This is a genomic window from Microbacterium rhizosphaerae, assembly GCF_034120055.1.
Taxonomy (GTDB): domain Bacteria; phylum Actinomycetota; class Actinomycetes; order Actinomycetales; family Microbacteriaceae; genus Microbacterium; species Microbacterium rhizosphaerae.
In genome coordinates, this window is record NZ_CP139368.1 from 3,336,614 (window position 1) to 3,360,654 (window position 24,041).

Annotated in this window: 20 protein-coding genes; 7 read left to right on the forward strand and 13 right to left on the reverse strand. The window is 67.5% G+C overall.

Annotated features, from left to right (window positions below; translation table 11 throughout):
• The 6 genes from SM116_RS15250 to SM116_RS15275 all read right to left on the reverse strand — a co-directional run bounded on the left by SM116_RS15250 (position 1) and on the right by SM116_RS15275 (position 8,231).
• Positions 1 to 831 carry a hypothetical protein gene (locus SM116_RS15250; protein ID WP_320941817.1) on the reverse strand — a complete coding sequence of 277 codons (831 nt, stop codon included), beginning with the start codon at positions 829 to 831 and terminating at the stop codon, positions 1 to 3.
• On the reverse strand, positions 828 to 2,711 hold the full coding sequence (locus SM116_RS15255; RefSeq protein ID WP_320941818.1) for a glycoside hydrolase family 13 protein: 1,884 nt from the start codon (positions 2,709 to 2,711) through the stop codon (positions 828 to 830). The genes SM116_RS15250 and SM116_RS15255 overlap by 4 nt, the downstream gene beginning before the upstream one ends.
• Before the next feature lie 106 nt (positions 2,712 to 2,817).
• Positions 2,818 to 4,278, reverse strand: a complete 1,461-nt coding sequence (locus tag SM116_RS15260) for an alpha-amylase (RefSeq protein WP_320941819.1) — start codon at positions 4,276 to 4,278, stop codon at positions 2,818 to 2,820.
• 3 nt (positions 4,279 to 4,281) lie between these two features.
• Complete coding sequence (locus tag SM116_RS15265; RefSeq protein WP_320944193.1) at positions 4,282 to 5,190, reverse strand: sugar ABC transporter permease; 909 nt, start codon at positions 5,188 to 5,190, stop codon at positions 4,282 to 4,284.
• 94 nt (positions 5,191 to 5,284) lie between these two features.
• Positions 5,285 to 6,913: an ABC transporter permease subunit gene (locus SM116_RS15270; RefSeq protein WP_320941820.1), complete on the reverse strand. Its 1,629-nt coding sequence runs from the start codon at positions 6,911 to 6,913 to the stop codon at positions 5,285 to 5,287.
• Between the two features lie 85 nt (positions 6,914 to 6,998).
• Complete coding sequence (locus tag SM116_RS15275) at positions 6,999 to 8,231, reverse strand: sugar ABC transporter substrate-binding protein (protein WP_320941821.1); 1,233 nt, start codon at positions 8,229 to 8,231, stop codon at positions 6,999 to 7,001.
• A gap of 256 nt (positions 8,232 to 8,487) precedes the next feature.
• Between SM116_RS15275 and SM116_RS15280 the strand changes: the two genes are divergently transcribed.
• The gene (locus SM116_RS15280; RefSeq protein ID WP_320941822.1) at positions 8,488 to 8,976 is read left to right on the forward strand and encodes a YajQ family cyclic di-GMP-binding protein; all 489 of its coding nucleotides are present in this window, start codon (positions 8,488 to 8,490) and stop codon (positions 8,974 to 8,976) included.
• Here the strand turns inward: SM116_RS15280 and SM116_RS15285 are convergent.
• The gene (locus SM116_RS15285; RefSeq protein ID WP_320941823.1) at positions 8,973 to 10,100 is read right to left on the reverse strand and encodes a tyrosine-type recombinase/integrase; all 1,128 of its coding nucleotides are present in this window, start codon (positions 10,098 to 10,100) and stop codon (positions 8,973 to 8,975) included. The genes SM116_RS15280 and SM116_RS15285 overlap by 4 nt on opposite strands.
• Entirely contained in the window at positions 10,075 to 10,677 is a 603-nt protein-coding gene (locus tag SM116_RS15290; RefSeq protein WP_320941824.1) for a helix-turn-helix domain-containing protein, read from the reverse strand. The genes SM116_RS15285 and SM116_RS15290 overlap by 26 nt, the downstream gene beginning before the upstream one ends.
• A 96-nt stretch (positions 10,678 to 10,773) precedes the next feature.
• Between SM116_RS15290 and SM116_RS15295 the strand changes: the two genes are divergently transcribed.
• Entirely contained in the window at positions 10,774 to 10,953 is a 180-nt protein-coding gene (locus tag SM116_RS15295; protein WP_320941825.1) for a helix-turn-helix transcriptional regulator, read from the forward strand.
• A gap of 37 nt (positions 10,954 to 10,990) precedes the next feature.
• On the opposite strand, the gene SM116_RS15300 is transcribed toward SM116_RS15295, so the two are convergent.
• The 4 genes from SM116_RS15300 to SM116_RS15315 all read right to left on the reverse strand — a co-directional run bounded on the left by SM116_RS15300 (position 10,991) and on the right by SM116_RS15315 (position 17,497).
• Positions 10,991 to 13,666 (reverse strand): AAA family ATPase, encoded by a 2,676-nt coding sequence (locus SM116_RS15300; protein WP_320941826.1) that lies wholly within the window; start codon positions 13,664 to 13,666, stop codon positions 10,991 to 10,993.
• Between the two features lie 232 nt (positions 13,667 to 13,898).
• Positions 13,899 to 14,660, reverse strand: coding sequence for a GntR family transcriptional regulator (locus SM116_RS15305; RefSeq protein ID WP_320941827.1), 762 nt, complete (start codon positions 14,658 to 14,660; stop codon positions 13,899 to 13,901).
• A 181-nt stretch (positions 14,661 to 14,841) separates the two neighbouring features.
• Positions 14,842 to 16,671, reverse strand: coding sequence for a right-handed parallel beta-helix repeat-containing protein (locus SM116_RS15310; RefSeq protein WP_320941828.1), 1,830 nt, complete (start codon positions 16,669 to 16,671; stop codon positions 14,842 to 14,844).
• 43 nt (positions 16,672 to 16,714) lie between these two features.
• Entirely contained in the window at positions 16,715 to 17,497 is a 783-nt protein-coding gene (locus SM116_RS15315; protein ID WP_320941829.1) for a FadR/GntR family transcriptional regulator, read from the reverse strand.
• Positions 17,498 to 17,655: 158 nt separating this feature from the next.
• Between SM116_RS15315 and SM116_RS15320 the strand changes: the two genes are divergently transcribed.
• The 5 genes from SM116_RS15320 to SM116_RS15340 are packed head-to-tail and all read left to right on the forward strand — an operon-like array spanning position 17,656 to position 23,236.
• A complete protein-coding gene (locus tag SM116_RS15320; protein ID WP_320941830.1) occupies positions 17,656 to 18,939 on the forward strand; it encodes a mandelate racemase/muconate lactonizing enzyme family protein in 1,284 nt (427 codons plus the stop codon).
• A complete protein-coding gene (locus SM116_RS15325) occupies positions 18,936 to 20,000 on the forward strand; it encodes a zinc-dependent alcohol dehydrogenase (protein WP_320941831.1) in 1,065 nt (354 codons plus the stop codon). The genes SM116_RS15320 and SM116_RS15325 overlap by 4 nt, the downstream gene beginning before the upstream one ends.
• Positions 19,997 to 20,854, forward strand: a complete 858-nt coding sequence (locus SM116_RS15330) for an SMP-30/gluconolactonase/LRE family protein (RefSeq protein WP_320941832.1) — start codon at positions 19,997 to 19,999, stop codon at positions 20,852 to 20,854. Before SM116_RS15325 ends, SM116_RS15330 begins: the two co-directional genes overlap by 4 nt.
• 37 nt (positions 20,855 to 20,891) lie before the next feature.
• Entirely contained in the window at positions 20,892 to 21,788 is an 897-nt protein-coding gene (locus SM116_RS15335) for a fumarylacetoacetate hydrolase family protein (RefSeq protein WP_320941833.1), read from the forward strand.
• A 23-nt stretch (positions 21,789 to 21,811) separates the two neighbouring features.
• Positions 21,812 to 23,236, forward strand: a complete 1,425-nt coding sequence (locus tag SM116_RS15340) for an aldehyde dehydrogenase (NADP(+)) (RefSeq protein WP_320941834.1) — start codon at positions 21,812 to 21,814, stop codon at positions 23,234 to 23,236.
• 94 nt (positions 23,237 to 23,330) lie between these two features.
• On the opposite strand, the gene SM116_RS15345 is transcribed toward SM116_RS15340, so the two are convergent.
• The gene (locus tag SM116_RS15345) at positions 23,331 to 24,014 is read right to left on the reverse strand and encodes a FadR/GntR family transcriptional regulator (RefSeq protein ID WP_320941835.1); all 684 of its coding nucleotides are present in this window, start codon (positions 24,012 to 24,014) and stop codon (positions 23,331 to 23,333) included.
• Between the last annotated feature and the right edge of the window lie 27 nt (positions 24,015 to 24,041).

The window sequence follows — 24,041 nt, forward strand, 5'->3', positions numbered from 1 at the left end:
TCAGTTTAGGAACGCGCCGCCGTTTCTGGGCCACCCCAGCCGGTCGGCGACGGCGTCCGCCGCACGTGAGGGGAACTCCTCCCAATCCGGCTCGAGCAGCGCGCGGGTGAGGGCGAACAGGCGGCGCGCCGCATCCTCTACCGGCTGATCGAGCGCATCCGCGATGAGCGCCGCCTCTCGCGGGAAGTCCTGCTCGAACCGGCGCACGGGGTCGATGGTGTCGCGTGCCGTGGTCGACCCGTGCGGGAAGCGTCCGCGGATCGCGCGGACGAGCAGCTGGGTCGCCCACTGCCGCACGAAGCCCTGGCCGTTGAGCACCTCGCCGCGCCGCACGCGGCCGACGCCGATGAGCAGCTTCACGAGCACCAGTCGCGCGTCGTTGGCCGGGTCGAAGGAGTCGGATGCGGCCGCCCGCGCCCGCGACTCGGACAGCAGCAGCGCCGTCGTGCTGCGCTGGTCGTCCACCACCACTGTCGCGTCGCCCGCGACGGCGCCGGCGAGCTCGCCCGCCTCTGAGAACGCGAACTCGAACACGTGCCCGTCGTCGTACACCGCGACGAAGCCGATCTCGCCCTCGCGCGCGGTCAGGACGATCCGGTCCTGGTCGGGCAGCCACGACAGGTCCGGGCGCACCTCGGGGCCTCGGCCGTCCGCGATGAGGGCGAAGAAGTCGTGGTCCGACCATTCGTCACGGCGGGCCGCCGCCTCGTCCGAGGCCGAGCCGAGCAGCACCAGTCCGATCAGGTCGTCGCGGTCGCGGACGCCCGCGGCCAGTCCGGCGGACAGCGCCTCGAACCGCGTTGCATCCAGATCCTTCGGCACCGAGCTCACCGGATGACCGCCTTCGCCGTCGCGGTCTTCGAGACCACGGGAACCGCGACACCGGCCAGGCGCCACATCGCGAACACCGGTCCGTCGGCCGCGATGTCGACCGAGCCGTCGTCGGCGACGGCGAGAGTCGCCTCGCCGAAGAGGGCCTCGGCATCCGTCGCATCCACCGCCGGCGCCGCGAGCCCCAGATCGACGTCACCCCGCGACGCGAGCACGAGGACCGACTCGGCCTCGGACTCGCGCACGAAGACGATCGTGTCGTCGTCGACGTGCAGCCAGCGGAATCCGCCCTCGCGCAGAGCGACGCTCGCGCGGCGCAGGCCGATCAGCTGCCGGTACAGGTCGATCCGCGATGCCACCTCGGGCTCATCGATGCGGTTCCACGGGATCGGGGTGCGGCTCATCTCGCCGTCCACGCCGGTCAGGCCGAACTCATCGCCGGCGAACACGACGGGGATGCCGGGAAGCGTCATCGACAGGCCGACCGCCAGCGGGATCGTGCCCTCGGCCGCGATGGTGGCGAATCGCGCGGTGTCGTGCGTGTCGAGAGGGAGCATGCATCCCGCCCGCACCCGCCACGGGATCTGCCCGGTGAAGCGCTCCAGCTGCTCCGCGAACTCGCGCGCGGTGTACCGCGGCCGTCCGGCGGGGATGCCGAAGAACCAGTCGTCCTTCGCCGTGGGAGCATCACCCAGCCACGCCCACAGGCCCCGGGTGAAAGAGGGGTACGTCATCCCGCCGTGCCACGCGTCGCCCTGCAGGTCGCTCGCCGCGTCGTTCGTGGACTCGCCGAGCAGCAGCGTGTCGGGATTCGTCTCGACCATCGTCTGGCGGAGGATGCGCCGCACGTCGGTGTTGAGGTCGATCGCACCCAGCCGGCCGGTCATGTTGGCGACGTCGATACGCCAGCCGTCGATGCCGTAGGGAGGCTTGAGCCATTTCGCGACCACCGAGTCGGGGCCTTCGATGAAGCGTCGCCGCAGCTCGTGCGAGCTCCAGTCGAACTTCGGCAGACTCGGCACGCCGAGCCACGACTCGTAGCGGGTGTGCTCGGCATCCAGGAAGTAGTAGAAGTCGCCCTCCGGCGCGCCCGGGTGCTCGTACGCGGCGCGGAACCACTCGTGCGCGGAGCCGGAGTGGTTCGACGTCAGGTCGCCCATGATGCGGATGCCGCGGGCGTGCAGCGCCTCGATGAGCCGGACGTAGGCCTCATCGCCCCCCAGGAGCGGGTCGATGAGCTCGAAGCTCGACGCGTCGTAGCGGTGGTTGGACTCCGCAGGGAAGATCGGCGTGTGGTAGACGACCGACACCCCGAGGCTCTCGATGTGGTCGAGGCGCTCGACGATCCCGTCGAGGTCGCCGCCGTACAGCTGACCGCTGCGGCCGGGGGCGTCCGGGTCGACCGGGGTGTCCCACGACACGGGGATGGCCCAGTCCGGCACCGGCCGGTCGTCCGCCGCCTCGGACCGCGCGAAGCGGTCGGGGAAGATCTGATACAGCACGGCGTCGTTCATCCAGGAGGGCGGCTCGTTGCCGGCGACGAGTGCGAAGTCGAAGCCGTCGAGCGGCTCGAGGGTCGTCGGGCCGCCCTGGCCGATCGCGACGTGCGTGCCGTCTTCGAGCACGAGGTGCCAGCGGTAGCCGTGGCGCGGGTTGGCGACGGTGATCGTCGCCTCCCACCAGTCCCAGCCGCCGGCGGAGCCGATCAGCTCGGCCTCCCACCAGGCCGGCTCGTGGTCGGGGTTCGAGCGCACGGACACGCGGGCCACGGGGCCGTAGCCGTCGGGCACGCGCAGGCGCACCTGCACCTGATCGCCGAGCGAGGGATGCTGCGTCGAGACGTGCAGCGGGGAGCTGTCGTGATGCGGGGTGAGAGGCATGGGAGAGGATCCCTTCTGTCGAGAAGCGAATGCTGTCGCGTGGTTGCACGGCAAGACGCCATGACAGAGCCCCTGTGTTGTTGTTCAGTTGTGCGGTGCGGCGGCCTCAGCCGGTCGCACCGAGATGGATCGCGGCGGTCTGCCCCGCATCCAGGTCGAACGTAGCGGCGCCGTCCGACACCCGGACCGTGGCGCCGCCGGCGCACCCGTCCATACTCGGCCCGTCGGCGATGACGTCGCAATAGGTTCCGGCGGGGAGGGTCGTCGGCACGGCGAGAGTCGCGGGCGAGGAACCCGGGTTCGCTGCGATGACGGCGCGTCCGGTGCGCTCGAAGCCGTAGGCGGCGCCCTTCGAGACGCCCGGCCGGCGCTCGGCGGCGCCCGCGGCATCCCGCCATTCGATCATCCCGGCGATGGACTTCCAGGCCTCCGCGCAGACTCCCTCGCCGTCGGCGTACGACGCCTTCGGCCCGGTCGCTCCGGCGCACTCCCACCCGGTCACGTGGCCCGACGCATCCTGCGGGGGACCCGCATCCGGATCCGAGAACGCGTAGCCCGAGTAGACGACGGGCGTGCCGTAGTCGTCGGCCAGCATGAGCGCGTCGGCCATGAGATCGAGAGGGCCGTCGCGGTAGGTGACGGCGGCATCGCCGCGCTCGGTGTCGTGGTTGTCGACGAAGACGACGGCGGATGCGGACGGCACGTGGTCCGCGCGTGCAGGGTCCATCAGCACGCCTGCCGTCAGCTGGGGGCCGAGCTCCCGCGCATAGGCGAACTCGAAGACCTGCCCGATCCGGGTGTACTCCTCCGGCTGGATCGGCTCCTCTGCGCCGCGGATGACCTCGCTGATGACCGGAGTGCCCTTCGGCAGCATCGCGACGATGGCGGCGACGTCCTCGGCCGCCATGTGCTTGGCCGCGTCGATGCGGAATCCCGCGACGCCCAGGCCGAGGAGGTGCGTCAGATAGCCGGCGATCGTCGTCCGGACGTGGGCGGAGGCGGTGTCGAGGTCGGCGAGGCCCACGAGCTCGCACGTCTGCACTTGTGCACGCGAGGTGTAGTCCTGGATCGACCCGTCCGGCGTGAGCGTGCAGTGGTGGAAGTCCTTCGGGCCGTACAGACCCGGGTATGCGTACTTCGTGAAGGCCGTGCCCGCGAATCCGGTGCCGGCGCCCTGGGCCGTCATGTGATTGATCACCGCGTCGGCGATGACCTTCACCCCGGCGGCCCGGCATGCCTTCACCATGTCGGCGAACTGCTGCTCGGTGCCGAGTTTCGAGTCGACGGTGTAGCTGACCGGCTGGTAGGAGGTCCACCACTGGGTGCCGGTGATGTGCTCCTGCGGCGGCGAGGTGAGCACCCATGAGAATCCGGCGGGACCCAGGGTCGATCCGCACTCGGTGCCGATCGACGTCCACGGTCGCTGGAACATCTCGACGCCGACGCCGGTGATGCCCGCAGGGATGGATGCCGACTCCTTCGGCTGTGCGGCCGCACTCGCGCAGGCGCTCAGGCCCAGCGCGAGCGCGACTGCGACGGCCGCGACGACGACGGATCGCCGAAGCATCCCTTACTTGCCGCTGCCGGCGGTGAGACCGCCGACGATGAAGCGCTGCAGCGAGAGGAACAGGACAACAGGGACGATGGCGGCGAGCACCGCGCCCGCCGCGAACACGCCCCACTCCTTCGCGTCGGTCGACACGTACTGGTACAGGCCGACTGCGAGCGTCTGCTTGTCCGGGTCGATCAGCACGGTCGACGCGATCAGGAAGTCGCCTGTGATGCCGATGAAGGCGAGGAGTCCGATGACCGCGAGGATGGGTGCGACAAGGCGCAGGATGATCGTGAAGAAGATGCGCGCGTGCCCGGCCCCGTCGATCTTCGCAGCCTCGTCGATCTCGGACGGGACCGTGTTGAAGAACCCGTACATGAGGAAGGTGTTCGCGCCGAGTGCGCCGCCGAGGTAGATCATGATCAGCCCGAGCTGAGAGTTCAGGCCGAGCGCCGGGAAGATGTCGCCGATCGACGACAGCAGCAGGAAGATGGCGACCACCGCGAGCAGCTGCGGGAACATCTGCACCAGCAGCAGCGTGAGCAGGCCTCCGCGTCGACCCCGGAAGCGCATGCGGGAGAACGAGTACGCCGCGAGGGCGCACAGGAACACGCTGCCGAGGGCCGCGGAGAGACCGATGACGAGGGTGTTCACATACCAGGCCGCGTAGGGCCGGATCGGATTGCTGAACAGGTCGATGTAGTTCTGGAAGCTGACCTCCGAGAACAGACCGTTCGTGCTGAGCAGCGTTCCGCCCGGCGCCACCGACGCCGATAGGACATAGACCAGGGGGAACGCCGAGAACAGGAGCATGACGACGCCCACGATGTGGCGCCAGCCGGTCTCGCGGAAATAGCGACGGAACGGACGCCGGGGCGCGGCCGCGCCGTTGCCACGGGAGTCGGCAGCGGGGCTTGTCGCCTCCATCCCGTCGAGCGTGACGGAGCGGGCATCGACCTCGCCCCGGGCGAGCTCGTCCAGGTCGCCGGTGGTCTTGGTCGCAGGAGTGTTGTCGCTCATGTCAGTTCAGCTCCTCGAGCACCTTGGTCTGACGGAATCCCAGCCAGGAGATGCCTGCGACCAGGAGGAAGATGATGATCGAGAACGCGCTGGCCAGGCCGTAGTCGCGGTTCGCGCCGACGAAGGCGACCTTGTACACCATGGAGATCAGGAGGTCCGTCGCTCCCGCATTGATGCTGGCGTCCGCGAACTGCGGGCCGCCGTTGGTCATCATGTAGATCAGGTTGAAGTTGTTGAAGTTGAACGCGAACGACGAGATCAGCAGAGGAGCCACGGCCACCAGCAGCAGCGGGAACTTCAAGTGGCGGAAGATCTGCCACACGCTCGCCCCGTCCATGCGACCGGCCTCGACGACATCCTCGGGGAGCGACTGCAGCGCGCCGGTGCACACCAGGAACATGTAGGGGAATCCGAGCCAGAGGTTCGTGAACAGGATCGCGAACTTCGCCAGCCACGGGTCGGTGAGCCATGGGATGGATGCACCGCCCAGCAGCACCTGGTTGATGAAGCCGAAGTCTGTGTTGAACAGCCCCGCCCACACGAGCGCGGAGAGGAAGGCCGGGAATGCGTAGGGCAGGATCATGACGACCCGGTAGTACTTCTTGCTCTTCATGCGCGGATCGTTGAAGACGATCGCGAGGAAGAGACCCAGGATGAACGTCGTCCCCACGGAGAGGATGGCGAACGCGAACGTCCAGACGAGAACGGCGAAGAACGGACCGCGGATGGACTGGTCGCTGAAGGCCCGGACGAAGTTCTCGAAGCCGACCCAGACGGACCATCCGACCTCGAGCTTCTGGCCGTCCTTCGCCTGGAAGGATCCGTGCCCGTTGTCGTAGTAGACGGTGCCGGTCTTGGTGTCCGTCATCGTGTCGGCCTTCGGATCCCACTTCAGCGTGGAGAGGAAGACGTACGCGTTCGAGCCGTCGGTGGTCTTGAGGTACCCGTCGTTCGGATCCTTCGTGAGCGGAACCGAGAGGTTGCCGATCGCATCCTGATTCTGGGCGATCTCGCCGAACGACAGCGTGCGGTAGCCCGGCGCGCCCGTGGCGGTGTCCCCGGACATCTCCGGGTGCGCCACCTTCTCGAGGGGCCGGTTCTCGCCGCCGACGTAGACCTGGTTCGTCTTGGGGTCGGTGGCCAGGAGGAAGAAGTCGCCGGCACGCTCCAGGACCGAGACGGGGTAGATCGGGGAGTTCTCGACGCGCGTCTGCGACTGCAGCAGCAGCGCGTTGACCGCGTCCTCCTTCGTCGAGTTGTGGCCGGTGCCGTAGTTGGTGAAGGCGATGTAGGCCGAGAAGAGGACGACGAAGATCTGGAAGATGAAGAGGAAGATGAGGCCCGGCGTCAGGTACTTGGCCGGCAGCATTCCCGGCCGCAGGTAGATGACGTTGACCACGACGGCGACGACGCCGATGATGAGCGGCACGAGCCACTGGCCCTGCCCGACGAGCACGAGGATGGCGTAGACGGCGAGGGCGTCGATGATGCCGAGCATCACGATCTTCGCGACCCAGACCTTCCAGCCGAGGGAGGCCGCTTCGGCGTACGCGGCCGCCCGCTTCTGGCGACGCTGCGCGGCACGCTCGGCCGGTGAGGTCGGCGGCTTGTCGAGGATGGGTGCGGTCATCGGCGTCGCTCCTGTGCGATCGATTGCGATCTGGTTCGGATGGAACGGCGGGCGGTGCCGATGGCACCGCCCGCCGTTGCGAAGGTCAGCCCGCGGCGACCTTGCCCTGGATGTTCGTGGTCATGGTCTGCCACGTGGAGACGGCCTCGCCGCCCTTCATGATCGCGACCTCGGACTTGCCCCAGTCATCCCACACGGCACCCATCTGCGGGATGCTCGGCATCGGGACGGCGTCGGCGCCGACCTTGGCGAAACCGGCGATGATCGGGTCGGACTGCGCTGCGGTGAACGCGCTCGTCAGTGCCGGGGGACGGCCACCGGCCTTGTAGAGCTCGGTCTGGACCTTCTCGGTGCCGATGTAGTTCACGAGGAACTCGTTGGCGAGCAGCTTGTTCTTCGACTTCGAGCTCACGAAGAACGCCTGCACACCCGCGAACGGACGAGCCGCCTGGCCGCCGGCCGACGGGATCGGGTCGATGGCGATCTTGATGCCCTTGGCCTGCGCATCCGGCACGTTCCACGGACCGGTGATGAAGTAGGGCGACTCGCCCGCGTTGAACGCCGCCTTGGCGAGGTCACCGGTCAGGCCCGGCTTGAAGATGCCCGCGGCGCCCTGCTGGCCGAGCCACTTGGCGAAGTTCTTGCCCGCGTCGTCGCCGATCGTCAGCTTCGAGGCGTCATACGAGCCGTCGGAGTTCTGCGCGAAGACGGCGCTGCCGAACGAGGTCTGGAACGGGTACGTGTGGTACGGGTCGCCGTTGGCGGCGTCGAGGCCGATGAGGAACGGGTACTTGGCGCCGGAGGCCTTGCCCGCCGAGATCATCTCGTCGTAGGTCGAGGGTGTCGGGTTCGGGGCGAGCGCGGTGTTGCGCATGATGGCGATGTTCTCGATCGCGTACGGCAGACCGTACTGCTTGCCGTCGTAAGTGACGGCCTGGATCGCGATCTTCTCGAAGTCACCCGACTTCGAGCCGAGCTCGACCGGTGCGACGACGCCGTTCTTGACGAATCCGCCGATCCAGTCGTGGCCGCCGATGGTGATGTCCGGGCCCTTGCCGGTCGGGACCTGAGCCGTGAAGTCCTGCTGGATCTTCCCGTAGTCCTTGATGACCAGGTTGACCTTGACGCCCTTCTCCTTCTGGAACTCGGCTGCGACGTCCTTCATCGCGGCCGCGCGGTTGGCGTCGACCCACACCGTGAGCGAGCCGCTCGAGGTGGGCTTGTTGGCGGCGGTTCCGCCCGAGCACGCGGTGAGCGCGACGGCGCTGGCCGCGACGAGCGCGAGGAGACCGAGCGCCCCCTTCTTGTTCACCTTCATCGGTGTTTGCCTCTCTGATCGGGAGATCGGGGCGGAAGGCACGAACGGCGGCTTCATCGACCCCGGAGCTTGATTGCAAGCGCTTACATTCTGCAGGACGCCGCCGTTCGGCGCAAGGGCGAGTTCGGGGACGATGCAGAATCGTGATGGATGCATGCGCTTGCACGATGACCGAGTCGCCGGACGCGACAAGATGGCATCGCGCAAGCGCTTGCAGATCATGGATGCCGCGTTCCCCCGCCGTTAGGCTGGGACGATGGCGGATTCCAGCTTCGACATCGTTTCCAAGGTCGACCACCAGGAGGCCGACAACGCGCTCAACCAGGCCCGCAAGGAGGTCGAGCAGCGCTACGACTTCAAGGGCACAGGCGCCTCGATCGAGTGGAGCGGCGAGGCCGTGCTCATCAAGGCGAACAGCGAGGAGCGCGCGAAGGCCGTCCTCGACGTCTTCCAGTCGAAGCTCATCAAGCGGGGCATCTCGCTGAAGAGCCTCGAGTCGGGTGAGCCGCAGGCCAGCGGCAAGGAATACCGCATCACCTCGACGATCAAGGACGGTATCTCGTCTGAGAACGCGAAGAAGATCAGCAAGATCATCCGCGACGAAGGCCCGAAGTCCGTGAAGTCGCAGATCCAGGGCGACGAACTGCGCGTGCAGTCCAAGAGCCGCGACGACCTCCAGGAGGTCCAGCGCCTGCTGAAGGCCGCCGACCTCGACGTCGACCTGCAGTTCGTCAACTACCGCTAGCGGGAGCCTCTGACCTGGGGTTTTTCTGTTTCAATCCGCACGGAGTCCGCAGAATTGCGGATTTGGGTCATGAAGGAGGCCGTCGCGGACCTGGTCCGGTCCTCAGCTGACGGCCAGAGGTGGCTGTAGACGTTCAGCGTGATCGACGGCGTCGAGTGGCCGAGCGCACGCTGCACCGTGACGACGTCGCATCCCTGAGCGATCAGGTTCGAGGCGAACGTGTGGCGCAGCGTGTGCAGCGTGACCCCATCTGATAGTCCGGTCGCAGCTCTGATCCGACGCCATTCCTCTGCCGCATTGTTGCGGTTCCAGAGCCGCCCGAGCGGAGTCACGAAGAGCTGCTCATCCTGATCGGTGACCTGCTGCCGCTTGACGTGCGCGGCAAGCGACGCCATGAGCTCGTCAGGAACGTACACCGTTCGCTCAGACTCGTATTTGGGCGGGACAATCCTCGCGGTCTTGATGGTTGCGCCCTGAACCTGCCGTGCGACCGTGAGCGAGCGGCCGAGGAAGTTGACGTCGCGCAGCTGCAGACCCGCGGCCTCTCCCAGCCGGAGACCCGCGAATACGCACACCTCCACAAATCCCCGGAAGTCGCCTGCGGCGTCGAGCATTGCAAGAACTTCGTCGGCGGTCATGATGCGCATCGCCGCCTCGGCTTTGCGACCACGCGGAGCCTTCACGCCCAGAGCCGGGCTCGCGACGATCAGCTTGTCCGCGACCGCAGCCCGAAAAGACATCTGGATGTAGTTCAGACGAGTCTTGATGGTGGATGGCGCGAGGCCGCGCTTCGATTCGCCGGCGACCCACGCTTGGATGTGCGAAGACTTGATCCCGGCGATCGCGCTCTCTCGCCACGGCACGCTCTTCACCGCCACGGTCGCAGCCTCGTACGTGCCCGCCGCCCACGACTGTCGTTCCATCCAGCGCGCAGTCCACTCATCCCATGTGATGCGCCCGGCCTTCGGGTCGACGTACTGGCCGGTGACGACCGCTGCCGCGATTTCGTCGAGCCATCGCTGTGCATCCCGCTTCAGTGTGAAGTGCCGAGCGTGCTCCTTGCCGGCATCATCGCGATACCGGGCCCGCCAGGTGCCGTCACTGCGTTGCTTGATCGACGCCATCCTCGGCCTCCTCTTGCGTATCGCCTCGCTGACGCAGTTCTTCGATCTGCGCGCGGACTCGGGCGATGAAGGCCCGCTGGAAGTCATGGCCTTCGTGCGGGAACGGTCCATAGAGAAGTTCCTCGACCTCGAACTCTCCTCGGAGGTGCGCCTCGGCCCGGGCAAGACCTTGGAGCGCGTAGTCGACCGCGTTGTGCGCAAACAGCTCCGGCGTGAAGTCCTCATCGTCGTCTTCGCCCGCGACCATGTCATACGCCATTGCGAGTCGTCGCTGTCGCTCGAACGAGGCATACGCCAGATCTGCGATCTGCGTGAGTGCGTCGTCCAATTCCCGCGCACGCATCACGCGGCTGAGGGATTGCTCGGTCAGTGTAAGCGCCTGCGCGTGGATGCCGAAGACCGACCCCAGCGCCTCGGATTCCGTCAACCGGAGCGGACGTTCACCCTTCTCGATCGACCAGACGGTGGCTTGGGACCACTTGAACCCGAGCTTGCGCATGCGCTCGGCGAGCTCCTTCTGGCTCATCGTGCCACGTAGCACGGTGAGGTTGCGGCCGATCAGCTCATCATCGATCATGCCTTGAGGCTACTCCAGAAACCTATTGATCTCGACTAGATAACGTGGTTCACTAAGTTTAGCCGTCACCGGCAACTAGGAATTGAGGTGAGTCGGATGGATCGAATTCTCTTCCTTGACGAGGTGGCGGCGCGTTTGCGCCGCACTCCCGCCCAGCTGAGATGGATGCTGCACACCGGCGCAGCACCGAAGTCGGCGAAGATCGCCGGCCGCCGGTGTTGGCGCGAGTCGGACGTGGAGAAGTTCATCGCCGAGGCCTTCGCCGACAATCCGTGACGCGGCCCGTGGCGGCACAGCCACACCGCCCCGACGACTACAGTCCGATCGACGGGCCGCTGCGAGTGGGCGTGACAGAGATCACCGGACCACTAAACGGGTCGACGTGCGGAGGAGCAGGTCGCACCACCTGCGCCGCACGACGCAGCTCCGCACGTGCCGCTTCGATCGAGTCGGCGATGGTCACTTCAGGCGCTCCCCGCATCATGGTCTCAGCGAGGATCTCGCGTGCCGCAGCATCCGTGCCGGCAACCACGATCACCTCATTACTGAGCCGGCCGCGGGTCATGCCTACGTAGAGACCCGCCGCGTCGACGCCAGGACCCACGATCGAGGCATCCGTGGTCTCCCCTTGACTGCCGTGAACCGTCGACGCATAAGCGAGGTTCAGGTGCTCCGCGGCGTACTTCACAGTGACCCTGCGGATGTCGCCGCTGTCGGTGATGCTGGCGAGCTCGACGTGTGTGGGCGTGATGTGAGCAACCGTCCAGAGTGCACGATTGTCAACGCCCGCCTCACGATCGTTCCGACGAGTTTGGACGAGGTCGCCCTCGAGGATCCGTTGCTCGTCGCGGCCTAGTGCAATCCGCCTCGTCGAGAGCTGACCCATCTCCACGCGCTGCTGCTGGATGCGCTCGTTGAGCGCGTTCGCCTCGTCGTTCGTGGCCGTGACCAGTGCCACGCGTTTGCGCAGCCCGGCCCAGTGGAACCACGCGTCGGCCATCATGCCCCGTGCGGTCTCATCGCTCCCTACGCGAAGCAGATGGCCGCGCTCGCCGAGGGCGCGGGCGACGTCCTTCGCAGCGTCCGCTGTTGCGGGGTCCCGCAGGCGAAGCGAGAGCGCGGCGTACTCCGGGTCGCGGAATCGGTGCACAGCCGTCAGCTCGACGACTGCGGTGCTGCGACGTGATACCGAAGCCATGGCACCAGAGTGGCCGACCGGCGCCGCCTGAAGCGGATCCCCGATCATCGCAATGCCGGCGCCCGTGGCCGCGGCGACCCGGGCGAGAGCGTTGGCGGTGCGCAGGTCGACCATGCCGGCCTCGTCCACGACGATGCGGTCGCCGCGTCTCAGTGGATAGTGGAGCGGGGCGAGGTAGGTTCGACCGGTCTCCGGGTCGACATCGCCACGATGCAGCTGGACCCACTGCTCCTGACCGGCGCTGTCTCGGAACCATCGCCAGCCGTGGTCGGCGAGCAGGGCATGCAGGCTCGACGCGGATGCGCCGATCTCGAGCGCCGCGACGCTTGCCGCCTTCCTGGTCGGTGCAACGACGATCATCTGTCGACCTTGATGCTGCAACGCGCGGTGAGCGATACGCAGAACCGTGGTCTTGCCGGCACCCGCGGGACCCGTGATCGTGACGAGTCGATCCGTGCCGGCGATGGCGGCAGCGGCATCGAGCTGATCCCCATCCATCCCGGCACCGGTGCTGATAGATACTGCCGCGAAGAGCGCCACACTGTCGCGCGTCAGCGGTACGCCCGGCTGGCTCAGGGCATCAAGCTGTGCGCCGAGATCGACCTTGAGGGTCGCCGTGGGCAACGCCATGTATCCCTTGATGTGCGATGGTCGCGTGGCATCGTCGAGCAGGTCGATCGTGTGCTCGCGGGCGCGAGCGGTGATGTCGTCGATGAGCTCCTGCAGCATTGCGCGCTCTTGTACGATCTCGGACGCCGCAACGGCGCGCATTGCACCGGCACGCACGTCGTACTCGCTGAAGCGCCCGCCGTTCGAAGCTGAGCGGGCATCCGCATCCGCGACTGCCCTTGCGGCGAGGAGTTCACGATCGACCGCGCCGATGGAGACAGCCGTGAGCTCGATGGGCGTGCGCGGCACGACGAGAGAAGGATCGAGCGCCGCGATCTCGCGGCGAACCGCAAGCTCCCACTCGTCCTCGTCGAGGCGCCTGGGCTTGTTCGGCCGCTGAAGCGCCCACGCCCGGCGGTCGACCTGCTGGAGGATGTCGTGGCTCGGCTGCTGCCCCGGATGGTCGGCCAGCCACTCCCCCAGGAGGCGCGCTCGATTGGTCTCGATCTGGTTTGACCGCCGCGACAGCGGCCCCACTGCATGAGCAAGTTGGGCGATCTCGCCGGCCGCGTCGAGTGAGTAGCCATGCTTGGCGAGCGCCGAGATCCACTGCGGGTCCGTGCGCGCAGCGAGTTCCCCCTCCGCGTTGACCAGGGTGTGCAACTTCATCGCCACACGCGAGTCGACGGTCGACCACTTGCCATCGCGGCCGAGGACCTTCGCATTCAGCCACAGGTGACGATGGATGTGGGGATCGAGCGCGCGCGATCGCCGATGCTTGAGCTCAACGACCTCGATACGCGCAAGCTCCTCGCGGACGACGCCGCCGTGCCCGCGTCGCGCGTTGAGCTCGCGCTGCCACGTGAGGATGATGCGGTCGCGCAGGCGGTCCTGCAGGTCCTCGAACTCGTCCGCGAGTTCGGGGTGGAGCAGGGCGGCGATGCTGTAGGTCTTGGGTGCGTTGATCGTTCCGTCGAGGACCAGGTCAGATCGAGACGAGAACTGCGGGATGCCGCGGGCCTCGTCCGTGATCGGATCGCGCCCCTCGATCCAGCGCCGCAAGCCGTCTTGGTCGAGCTCGTCGTGTCGGATGCGCCCGCTGGCGCAGATGAACCGCGTGACGGTGATCTCGCCGCTTGCGCCGTAGGCGACGAGAGCCTGGGCTCCGTCGGTGGTGCGCACGTGTGAATCACACGTGCCCGCGAACGCGTACCCGATCGCCTGGCGCACACCGTGGGATGCTTCGCCGCGCTTCCACCGCGCCAAGCCTCCCCGCATGCATTCAGGCTACTCGCATTCCATGTCGTTCGTAACTAGGAATCACCATTGGTGCCTGCGTGCATCGCTCGTTTGCATTGCATTGCTCGTCTGCATTGATGGTTTCGTTGTCGCGGCACTCCCGAAGGGGCGTCGGTCAGGGAGCGAAGTAGTCCGGGAACGAGGTCCGAAAGCGCGCGCAGTCCGCCAGTGCGCGATGAGAGTGAACGTGGATGGCGGCGATCCCCGCGTCCTCATCCCGATTCGCGAGCGCATCCGCGATGGCTTGATGCTCGATGCATAATGCGGGATCGTCGACGGCGACGCCGAGGCTCAGGTGCCGTAGCCGGTCGAGGTTGATCTTCATCCCGCGCACGAACCCCCAGAGGTGGGACAATCCGGCGAGGTCGAACACGAGTCGGTGGAGCAGCTCGTCCGTCTCAAAGAATGCGTGCGCATCCCGCCGGTCGAAGGCCGCGCGGTTGAGGTCCACGACACTCTGCAGTTCGGAGACATCGACGTGGCATGCGGCGATCGCCCGCCGGAATGCCTCAGTCTCGAGCGAGTTCCGCACGAACACCGCATCCCGGACGTCCGTCATTGAGATCGGGGCGACCTGACTGCGCACCCGCGGCACGATCGTGATGAGGCGCTGGTCTGCGAGGCGCGTGAACGCCTCCTGTACCGGAGCGCGGCTTACGCCGAGCCACATCGCGATGGCGGCATGTGACAACGGCGCCCGGGGCTGCAGATGGAGGCTGCGGATGGCCTCGCAGAGCTCGTCGTAGACGTAGTCGGAGATGCGGCCGCGGGCTGTCGGCGGGCACCCCGGCCCGCTGCCGATGGGCTCGAGCGCATCGAGAGCCCTGGCACCGACCTGCTTGGGAACGCCGCGGCCCGCGTCGAGTAATGCCGTCACGGTGCTCCCCTCGTATGGTCGGGATCGATGCAAGATCCGACTTGCGGACTCGTATGCACGCTCGCACCCGCCTGCCGTGACGCACTACCGAAGAAGGAGATCGCGATGGAGCACCGTATCCACACGGGTCGCGTCGTGGTCGTCACGGGAGGTTCGCCGGGATTCGGGCGCGGGATCGCGCTCAAACGGCCACCCGTCGTGGCCATACGGCCACGGCGCCGATGAGCGGGGAGTGGAATGGACCGGGCGCGACTCGGTCGCCCCGGGCGACGCCCATGTAGTCGTGATCCCATGCCGTGGACGTCGCGTCCGGATCGATGTAGACCTGCTGCGGGACGACGGCCACGCCGAGGGACTCCCGTCGCACCCGATCCGCTGACGCGCCACAGTCCGGATGCGACAGGAACGCCAGCCTCCATACATCGCCGACGCGCTCCAGATCCACGGCAAGCTCGGTGACGAGCCCACGGGACTCCTCGGAAGCGGTCGTCACGTTTCCGGAGAATGTACACGGTTGATCGGGTACGGACTTGTCGTACTCGGACAGATCCACGGCGTCGCCGAGGATGTTGTTCACCCAGTGGGCATCGCCGACGCTGCACACACGTCGCATCGACACCGGCAGGGTGCTGTGCGGCCGCAGGTACGGCGTTTCGCGTTCGTCGTCCCACACCTCGAGGCGGCCGAGGATGAGGTTGTGGGCGACGAGCATGCCGCGCGAGTTCGTCAGCAGGCCCCTGCGCGAGAGCATGATGTTGTTCACCAGCTGGATCGGCCCGTGGTTGACCTCGGTGAACACGTCCCGCACGTTGTCGTGCATGAGGTTGTCGACCAGCCGGGTTCCCTGCGCCATCCAGTCCAACCAGATCGCCGCCGGCTCCCCGCAGCGATACAGGTGGTTGCCGCGGATCACGACGTCGATCGCCCCGTGCAGCTTGATGCCCGCCATCTCCCAGCCGGTCCAGATGCCCTGCGCGTTGCAGTCGTGGATCTCGTTGCCCTCGATCACACTGAACGCGCAGCCCAGCGACCCGACGATCCCCACCTGACCGCAGTGGTGGATCTTGTTGTTGCGGATGACGTGGGAGCCGATTGTCTCCCGCGACCAACCGTCGCGTTCCAAGGCGTCCTGGATCGTCAGGTAGTAGCCGTCGGTCGTGCCGCGCTCGCCGTCGAACTCGTCACGGTTCTTGGCGAGAGCGATGCCCGCGCACCGGGAGTAGCAGATCTCGTTGTCCTCGATCACCCAGCCGCGGCTCCAATACGCGGTAACCATGCCTTCCTGACCGACGGTCGGCGCGACCCAGTTCGTCGCGGCATTGCGGATCTCGAATCCGCGCACGGTGATGTGATCTATGTGCTCGGCGGTCGGGGTGAAGACGGTGGCGCGGACCGAGACTTCGACGTCGTCGATGTTCGGGTCGGTGCCGGCGGGGAGACGGGCCGTGATCGTGGTCACACCCTCCAAGTCATAGACGGCGGGCGCGTAGGCGGCGTGCCCCTCGATGCCGGCCACTTCGACGATCGGCCGATCCTGCAATCCGTCCACCGTCGAGGACCAGCCGAGACCGATTCCGGTCTCGAGAGCATCCAGAGACGGGACTTCGGGGAGCCAGGCGCCGTCCAGAAAGATGTTCCCGCGGCGGTGGCGCCGATCGTTGCCGACGAACCAGTCGCCGTGGACGACCTCGGCGTAGGGGTTGAAGTCGCCGAAGTACCGGTTGGGGATGACGAGCCTCCAGAGCCCGTCATCGACGCGGCTCCAGTTCTCGAAACGATCGGACCCTGTCAGGACGACGTGGTCGCTGGGTACGGCGGTGTATGTGATGGGGGAATCCTCCGTGCCGCCGCGTGGGGGGTCGATGCGTTCCCGGTACGTGCCGGCCCCGACCAGGATCGTGTCGCCGGCGTGTGCGCGAGCGGCTGCGGCCGAGACCGTGCGCACCGGCCGCTCCGCGGACCCGTCATCTGCGTCGTCGCCTGCACCTGAGACATGGAACGTCGTGGTCATGAACTTCCTTTCAGAGAGCGTCGTCTGCCCATCGAGGGCGTGATCACGCACCCTGCGCGGAGGTCGCGTGCTTCCGCATGATCGCGTCGACGCGCAGGGTGAGGTCGGATGAGCCCACCTGCAGGTCCCGCAACGGCGTGTCGAGGTCGGCTCCATAGAAGAGCTTCGCGGCGCTGATGTGCTCCGCCATCACGCGGGCGGCGCCGGCTGCATCGCCGACGGAGATGCGCTCGAAGAGCACGCCGTGCAGTTCCGCCCCGACGACATGCTCGTCGGTGAGGCTCCGGACCATCATCTGATGCGCGAGCGTGGAGATCGACGAGAACATCACCTGGAGCACCGGGTTGTGCGACGCGTCCGCGATCGCCGTGTGGAACGCGAGATCGAAATCCGCGGCAGTCCGGAGCGGGGCGCTCTCCAGCTCCGCGAGGGCCATCGCGAGCCGTTCGAGGTCCTCCTGGGTGCGGTTGGCGGCAGCCAGCGCGGCGGTGTTCGTCTCGAGCATTTCTCTGGCTGCGATGAGGTGCCGAGCGGTCACCAGCCCGGTCCGCGAGAGCAGTTCCGGGCTCGCACCGTCATCCTTGGGGTCCATCTCCCTGACGAAGCTGCCTCGGCCGAGAGACACCTCGATCAGCCCCCGCTCTCGAAGGACGCGCAGGGACTCGCGCACCAGGGAGCGGCCGACGGAGAACCGGGTCATCAGCTCGCGTTCCGAGGGAAGCTTCACGCCAGGAGCGAGCCGCCCGGAGACGATGTCGTCTTCCAGCGTGGACACGATGAACGGCAATCCCCAGATCTTCGATGGGGCTCCTTCGGCAGGATTCATCGGGAACTCCTTCTGGGGTGAGTGTGTCTCGGTCGAGCAGCAGTATCTGGGATCAGCGTATATGAATCTGGACAGACTGGTAGTACCAGTCCGTCCAATGTGCAAGAATCAGGATCGCCAAGGTAGGTGCACCTCGGCTGGAAGCTGAAGGGAATCTCGTGGCGGATCGAGTCGAGGGAAGCGTGATGGCGCGCGATGTCCGTCCCGTGGATGAGCGCGGTAGCGCGCATGGGACTTTCGGGAGGATCGTCGCCATCGACACCTTCCGGCCGCGCAGCCAGGAGAGCGTGTGCTTCGTGCAGCTGCACACGGATGCCGGCGAGGTCGGGCTCGGCGAGGCGTTCATGGGCGCGTCCGCGGTCGAGGCGTACATCCACGATGTCGCCGCCGGGAAGCTGGGCGACATCGAGCAGCCGACCCCCGAACACGTCGCCGCCGCGCTGCAGCCATACGTCGGCTACCAGGGGTCGGGCGCCGAGACACGAGGCAACGGTGCCATCGATGTGGCACTGTGGGACATCTTGGGTCAGCGCGCCGGCCTGCCCCTCGTCGACATGTTCGGGGGCGCGGTCCGCGACCAGATCGACGTCTACAACACCTGCGCCGGCCCCGGATACGTGTCCAACGCCGTCGGGCAGAGCGTCTCGAATTGGGGGCTTCCCGCAGACGGCCCAGCCGACGATCTGCAAGATCTGGACGCGTTCCTCCATCGTCCGGCCGAGCTTGCCCGCGACCTGAAGGCCAGTGGCGTCAAAGGTATGAAGATCTGGCCGTTCGACGTGGCCGCCGAGCGCAGCGGCGGCCTGGAGATCACCGCCGCCGAGATGCGGGCGGCGCTCGACATCGTCGAGGCGATCCGCAGCGAAGTCGGGATGGACATGCACCTCATGATCGAGCTGCACGGGTTGTGGTATCCGCGAGCGGCGCAGCAGATCATGCGCGAACTCGAACCGTACCGGCCGTACTGGGTCGAAGATCCGCTTCGTGCCGACGCCGTCGACGCAATGATCGGCCTCCACCGCGAGGTGAACGTGCCCATTGCGCTCGGCGAGACCGGCACCGGCCGCCGGGGGCTGCTCCCGCTCATCCGCGATCGCGCGATCGATGTCCTCACCCTCGACATCGGATGGACCGGGGGGATCACCGAGGCACGCAAGCTCGCGTCGCTCGCCGACACGTACCTCACCCCGATCGCGCCGCACGACTGCACCGGCCCGGTCTCGCTCGCGATCGACACGCACCTGGTGTGCAATGCGCCGAACGGCCTCATCCAGGAGACTGCACGCGCGTTCCTGGCGACCTGGTACCCCGAATTCACGACCGGCTACCCAGAACCCGTGGATGGTGTCATCCGGCCGACGCGCACGCCCGGCCACGGCGTGAAGCTGCGTTCCGACTTCGTCACGCGTGCGGACGTGATTCGCCGCACCACCCGGCTGTGAGCGCCACCATGCGTGCGGCGCGCTTCCACGGTCGCCGCGACGTTCGCGTCGAGTCGGTGCCCAAGCCTGTTCCCGGCGCCGGCGAAGTGCTCGTCGAGGTCGAGTACTGCGGGATCTGCGGAACGGATGTCGAGGAGTTCCGCGAAGGACCGCTGGTCGTGAATATGGAGCCGCACGCACTGACCGGCACGATGGCGCCGCTCGCCCTCGGTCATGAAGTGGTGGGCGTCGTGGTCGCGCACGGACTCGGCGTCGACGCATCCCGCATCCCAGTGGGCACTCGCGTGATCCCCGACGTCGTGGTGGGCTGCGGCGAGTGCTGGTGGTGCCGGCGTCATCAGGAGGGCATCTGCGAACGCCAGGCGGTGCGCGGATTCAACCTCGACGGAGGCCTGGCAGAGTTCATGATCGCGACGGAGGAGACGCTCGTCGTCGTGCCGACGTCGCTGGATGCTGTCCAGGCGGTGTTCGCCGAGCCGGTTGCGGTCGCCGTCCGCGCGGTCCGCGCGGCGGGCGACCTCGGGGACGGCGCGGTCGTCGGCGTGATCGGGGCCGGAACGATCGGGCTGCTCATCGCACAGGTGGCGCGAGCGGCCGGCGCACAGGTGCTCTGCTCGGAGACTTCCGCGGCCCGCACTGCGGTGGCTCGCGCGGCCGGTTTCCGCGCAGCGGCCCCGGCGGGTTTCGCTGAGATACTGCACGCCATCTCGGACGGGCGCGGCGCAGACGTGATCTTCGAATGCACGGGACTGGGCGCGGTGGCGGTCGCCTCGCTCGATCTCGTGCGCCGCGGAGGCACCCAGGTGCAGGTCGGGATCTCCGGCGGCACCGCGGCGATCGACATCGCCTCGTTCGTCCTCGGCGAGAAGCGACTTGTCGGAACGGCGGCGCACCTGTGGGACATCGACGTCGCCCCGGCGGTGCAGCTCATCGCATCCGGCGTCGTCGACGTGTCCGCGCTGCCGAGCCACGTGGTGCCCCTCGAGGATGCCGCAAACGTGTTGGCCGATCCCGACCCGTCGATCTACAAGCAGCTGATCAGCCCCAAGGAGCGCTCGTGAAGACCTACACCGCCGACGTGGTCCTGGCCGCTGCCGCCGAGGTGGGCGAGGGGCCGTGCTGGGATGCCGCGACCGAGCGCCTGATCTGGGTCGACATCCTTGCGCACCAGGTGCACACCTTCGACCCGGTCACCGGTGTCGACACGGCGGTCGATGTCGGGGCCGACGTCGGCGCCGCCGTGCCGACCACCGACGGGTCGCTCATCCTCGCGCTCCCGAATGGGCTCGCCCGGCTGCACGACGGCGTCGTGACCCACATTGTGGACATCGAAGCCGACCTTCCCGGCAACCGGTTCAACGACGCGAAGACCGACCCCCGCGGACGCTTGTTCGCCGACACCATGCACTACGACCAGGCCCCCGGCCAAGCGGGGCTGTACAAGTACGACGGGGTCGGCGTCATCACGGTGGCGTCGGGGGTGGGACTTGGCAATGGGCTCGGCTGGAGCCCCGACGGCGCCGTCATGTACTTCACGGACAGCCTCACGAACCGTGTCGACCAGTTCGACTACGACCTCGAAACCGGTACCGCGACCGATCGGCGACCTCTGATCCAGTTCGATCTGCAGCCGGGACAGCTGCCGGACGGACTGTGCGTCGACGACGACGGATGCCTCTGGGTCGCCATATTCGGATGCGGCGAGGTCCGCCGCGTCAGCCCCGACGGCGACGTCATCGGCGTCGTGTCGCTCCCCGCATCGCAGATCACGAGCTGCGCATTCGGGCCCGGCGGCGTCCTCTACGTCACCTCCGCGGCGATGGGCGTGCGCGACCGCGAACCCCTCGCCGGAGCGCTGTTCGCGGTGCGCACCGACACAACAGGCCGCCCCGCCACCCCGTTCCGCTGGTCGTGACGCGCCTGTTGTACCCCCCCTCGACCAGGAGACCCGCATGCCCGAGAACCTCGCACCGATCGCCGCGCCCCCGACCTCGATCTTCCGCACCGATAACGGAGTCGTGCTCCGCACCCCCACCGGCGACTTCACCCTCGCCGCCGCGATGGCCGAAGTGCTCTCGTGGAGCGGCACCGAGCTGACCGCGCGGGTCGCCGCGGCATCCGCCCCTGCGACCTTCACCGAGCGGATGCCGCTGCTCGACGGCCGCGGCGAGGTGTGGGCTGCCGGGGTCACGTACGAGCAGTCACGCGACGCACGCATGGAGGAGAGCGAAACGGCGGCATCCGTCTACGACCGCATCTACGACGCGGAGCGTCCGGAGCTCTTCTTCAAGGGCGCCGCGTGGCGTGTGGTCGGCAGTGAGGGCACGATCCTGGTGCGCGCCGACTCGGAAATCGACGTACCTGAGCCCGAGCTCGCGCTCGTGCTGAACTCGGCGGGCGAGATCGTCGGCTACACGATCTGCGACGACGTCAGCTCCCGCAGCATCGAGGGGGAGAACCCGCTCTACCTGCCGCAGGCGAAGGCATACGCGGCGGCGTGCGCGGTCGCGTCCTGGTTCGTGCCCGCGACCGAAGTACCCGACCCGACGAATCTCACCATCCAGCTCGTGATCGAGCGCAATGGCGAGGCCGAGTGGGCAGGACGCACCTCCACGAACCTGCTGCATCGCGCACTTCCCGACCTCGCCGGCTTCCTGTTCCGCGAGAACGTGTTTCCCGATGGAGTGGTGCTCTCCACCGGTACGTGCCTGGTGCCAGATCTCCCGTTCACGCTCCAGCAGGGAGACGTCGTGCGCGTCGGAATCGAGTCGCTCGGCGAACTCCGCAACCATGTGCAGCGCGGAATCGGCACCGGCATCGTGCAGGTCTCGCGCGACCTCGCCGCCTGAACCCGCAGCCCAAGAGAGATGACATGACCGCCACTTCCACGATTGAAGACGTCACTGCGAAGGTGGATGCCGCCGTCGGCGCGTTCGATCGGCTGCGCCGGATGAGCCCGGCCGAACGTGCCGCGCTCCTGGACGCCATCGCCTACGCCCTCGAGGCGAACGCGACGACGCTCGTGCCACTCGCGCAGCGGGAATCCCATCTATCGCCGCCGCGACTGACAGGCGAACTGGGCCGCACGACGTACCAGCTTCGCTCCTTTGCGCAGCACCTACGAACCGGCGACTTCGCCGGCGTCGTCATCGACCACGCGAAGGCCGACACCCCGCTCGGGCCAACGCCCGACCTGCGCCGACACCTGATTCCGCTTGGACCCGTCGCGGTGTACTCGGCGAGCAACTTCCCCTTCGCATTCAGCGTCGCCGGCGGCGACACCGCCTCGGCGCTCGCCGCCGGGTGCCCCGTGGTCGTCAAGGCGCACTCGGGACACCCCGAGCTGTCCGCGGCAACCACCGCCATCGTGCAGGGCGCCCTCGCCTCGGCCGGAGCCCCGGACGGCACGCTCGACGTGGTCTACGGCCAAAACGCCGGGGTGAGCCTTCTGCAGAACCCGCGAGTGTCAGCGGGGGCGTTCACCGGCTCCACGGCCGGCGGACGCGCCCTGTTCGACGTGGCCGCGGCGCGGCCCCGACCCATCCCGTTCTACGGCGAGCTCGGCAGCGTGAACCCTGTGATCGTGTCCCGGGAGGCATCCGGATGCCGCGCTGAGGAGATCGCGACCGGACTCGTGGACTCTTTCACGCTCGGCGGGGGGCAGTTCTGCACCAAACCCGGTGTCGTGTTCGTGCCCGAAGGCTCGGCGATTCCCGAACTCGCCCGGAAGGCCGTGAGGAACGCGCCGGCACAGCAGCTGCTCAATGACCGCATCACGGCGGCCTACACCGCCGCCGAGCCGCACTTTCATGCGGTGCCGGGCGTGGACACCCTGGTACGCGGCGCAGCGACCGAGGAAGGGGTCACTCCCAGCCTCTTCCGAACACCGCTGGCGAGCCTGCTCGCGCACTCCGACACACTCCTGGAAGAGCGGTTCGGCCCCAGCGCGGTCCTCATCGAATACCCGTCCGACGCGAACCTCGCGTCGCTGCTGGATCCATTCGACGGCAGCCTGACCGTGACGATCCATGCGCTCGGCGCGGACGACGCCGGCGTCGCGGACGCCCTCGATCGAGCCACCCTCATCGCCGGTCGTGTCGTCTGGAATGGCTGGCCCACGGGTGTCGCGGTGTCGCCCGCGATGACCCACGGCGGCCCCTACCCATCCTCGACGAACGCGCTCCACACGTCGGTCGGCGTCACGGCGATCCGACGATTCCAACGCCCTGTGACCTTCCAGAACGCGCCGGATGCGTTGCTTCCCGAACCTCTGCGCGATGCGAAACCGTTGGTCTGATCCGTTACGAACAATGCTGGCGTGGCCGCGCGCGGCGCGACCCGACGGCCCGCGCGGGCGTGGAATGGAAGGGCCTCGGCAAGCGACGGACTTGTCAAGATCGACTCTCCATGTCCGATCGCAGCCACTGCTCGATCCCGGCGACGTGCGCACATGTCAACGCGGAAGCCAGCTGCGCGTCACGCGAGCGCATCGCGGCAAGGATCGATGCCTGCTCCGCAATCGTGCGTTCACTCGCGCCATGCTGGGTGATGCCGCGCCAGACTCGCGCACGAACCGTACCCCCGGACATCGATTCGAGCAGTCGGCTCAGGTACTCGTTACCCGAGATGTCGGCAATCGCCTGGTGAAAGGCGAGGTCGTGATCCACAAGGCCCTCGATGGATCCGCCCGGGTCCACCAAATCGAGGATCGCGGCGAGGCGATCGACCTCTTCGTCGGTGGCCGCACGGGTCGCGAGGTCCGTCGCTGCAGGTTCCAGGATGCGGCGGACCGCGAAGATCTCGAGCACGGAACGGTCCGAGTGCAGGTCGACCACGAACGAAAGCGCTTCGAGCAGCAGGCGGGGCTCCAAACTGGTCACGTAAGTGCCGTCTCCGCGTCGGACATCGAGGATGCGGATGACCTCCAGGGCCTTGACCGCCTCGCGGAGCGAGCTCCTCGACAGACCGAGGCGCTCGCTGAGCTCCTTCTCGGGTGGCAGGCGATCGCCGGGGGCGAGTTCTCCGGAGGTGATCATCTCTCGGATCTTCGAGATCGCCTCGTCAGTGACGGCCATGCGCCAGCCGCCGGTGTACACATGCCG

Bases quoted from the DNA above. Each gene is read 5' to 3' on its own strand.
- SM116_RS15345 (WP_320941835.1), bottom strand. From the start codon at position 24,014: ATGGCCGTCACTGACGAGGCGATCTCGAAGATCCGAGAGATGATCACC.
- SM116_RS15270 (WP_320941820.1), bottom strand. From the start codon at position 6,913: ATGACCGCACCCATCCTCGACAAGCCGCCGACCTCACCGGCCGAGCGT.
- SM116_RS15290 (WP_320941824.1), bottom strand. From the start codon at position 10,677: ATGATCGATGATGAGCTGATCGGCCGCAACCTCACCGTGCTACGTGGC.
- SM116_RS15295 (WP_320941825.1), top strand. From the start codon at position 10,774: ATGGATCGAATTCTCTTCCTTGACGAGGTGGCGGCGCGTTTGCGCCGC.
- SM116_RS15310 (WP_320941828.1), bottom strand. From the start codon at position 16,671: ATGACCACGACGTTCCATGTCTCAGGTGCAGGCGACGACGCAGATGAC.
- SM116_RS15255 (WP_320941818.1), bottom strand. From the start codon at position 2,711: ATGCCTCTCACCCCGCATCACGACAGCTCCCCGCTGCACGTCTCGACG.
- SM116_RS15340 (WP_320941834.1), top strand. From the start codon at position 21,812: ATGACCGCCACTTCCACGATTGAAGACGTCACTGCGAAGGTGGATGCC.
- SM116_RS15335 (WP_320941833.1), top strand. From the start codon at position 20,892: ATGCCCGAGAACCTCGCACCGATCGCCGCGCCCCCGACCTCGATCTTC.
- SM116_RS15260 (WP_320941819.1), bottom strand. From the start codon at position 4,278: ATGCTTCGGCGATCCGTCGTCGTCGCGGCCGTCGCAGTCGCGCTCGCG.
- SM116_RS15275 (WP_320941821.1), bottom strand. From the start codon at position 8,231: ATGAAGGTGAACAAGAAGGGGGCGCTCGGTCTCCTCGCGCTCGTCGCG.
- SM116_RS15315 (WP_320941829.1), bottom strand. From the start codon at position 17,497: ATGAATCCTGCCGAAGGAGCCCCATCGAAGATCTGGGGATTGCCGTTC.
- SM116_RS15280 (WP_320941822.1), top strand. From the start codon at position 8,488: ATGGCGGATTCCAGCTTCGACATCGTTTCCAAGGTCGACCACCAGGAG.
- SM116_RS15285 (WP_320941823.1), bottom strand. From the start codon at position 10,100: ATGGCGTCGATCAAGCAACGCAGTGACGGCACCTGGCGGGCCCGGTAT.
- SM116_RS15265 (WP_320944193.1), bottom strand. From the start codon at position 5,190: ATGGAGGCGACAAGCCCCGCTGCCGACTCCCGTGGCAACGGCGCGGCC.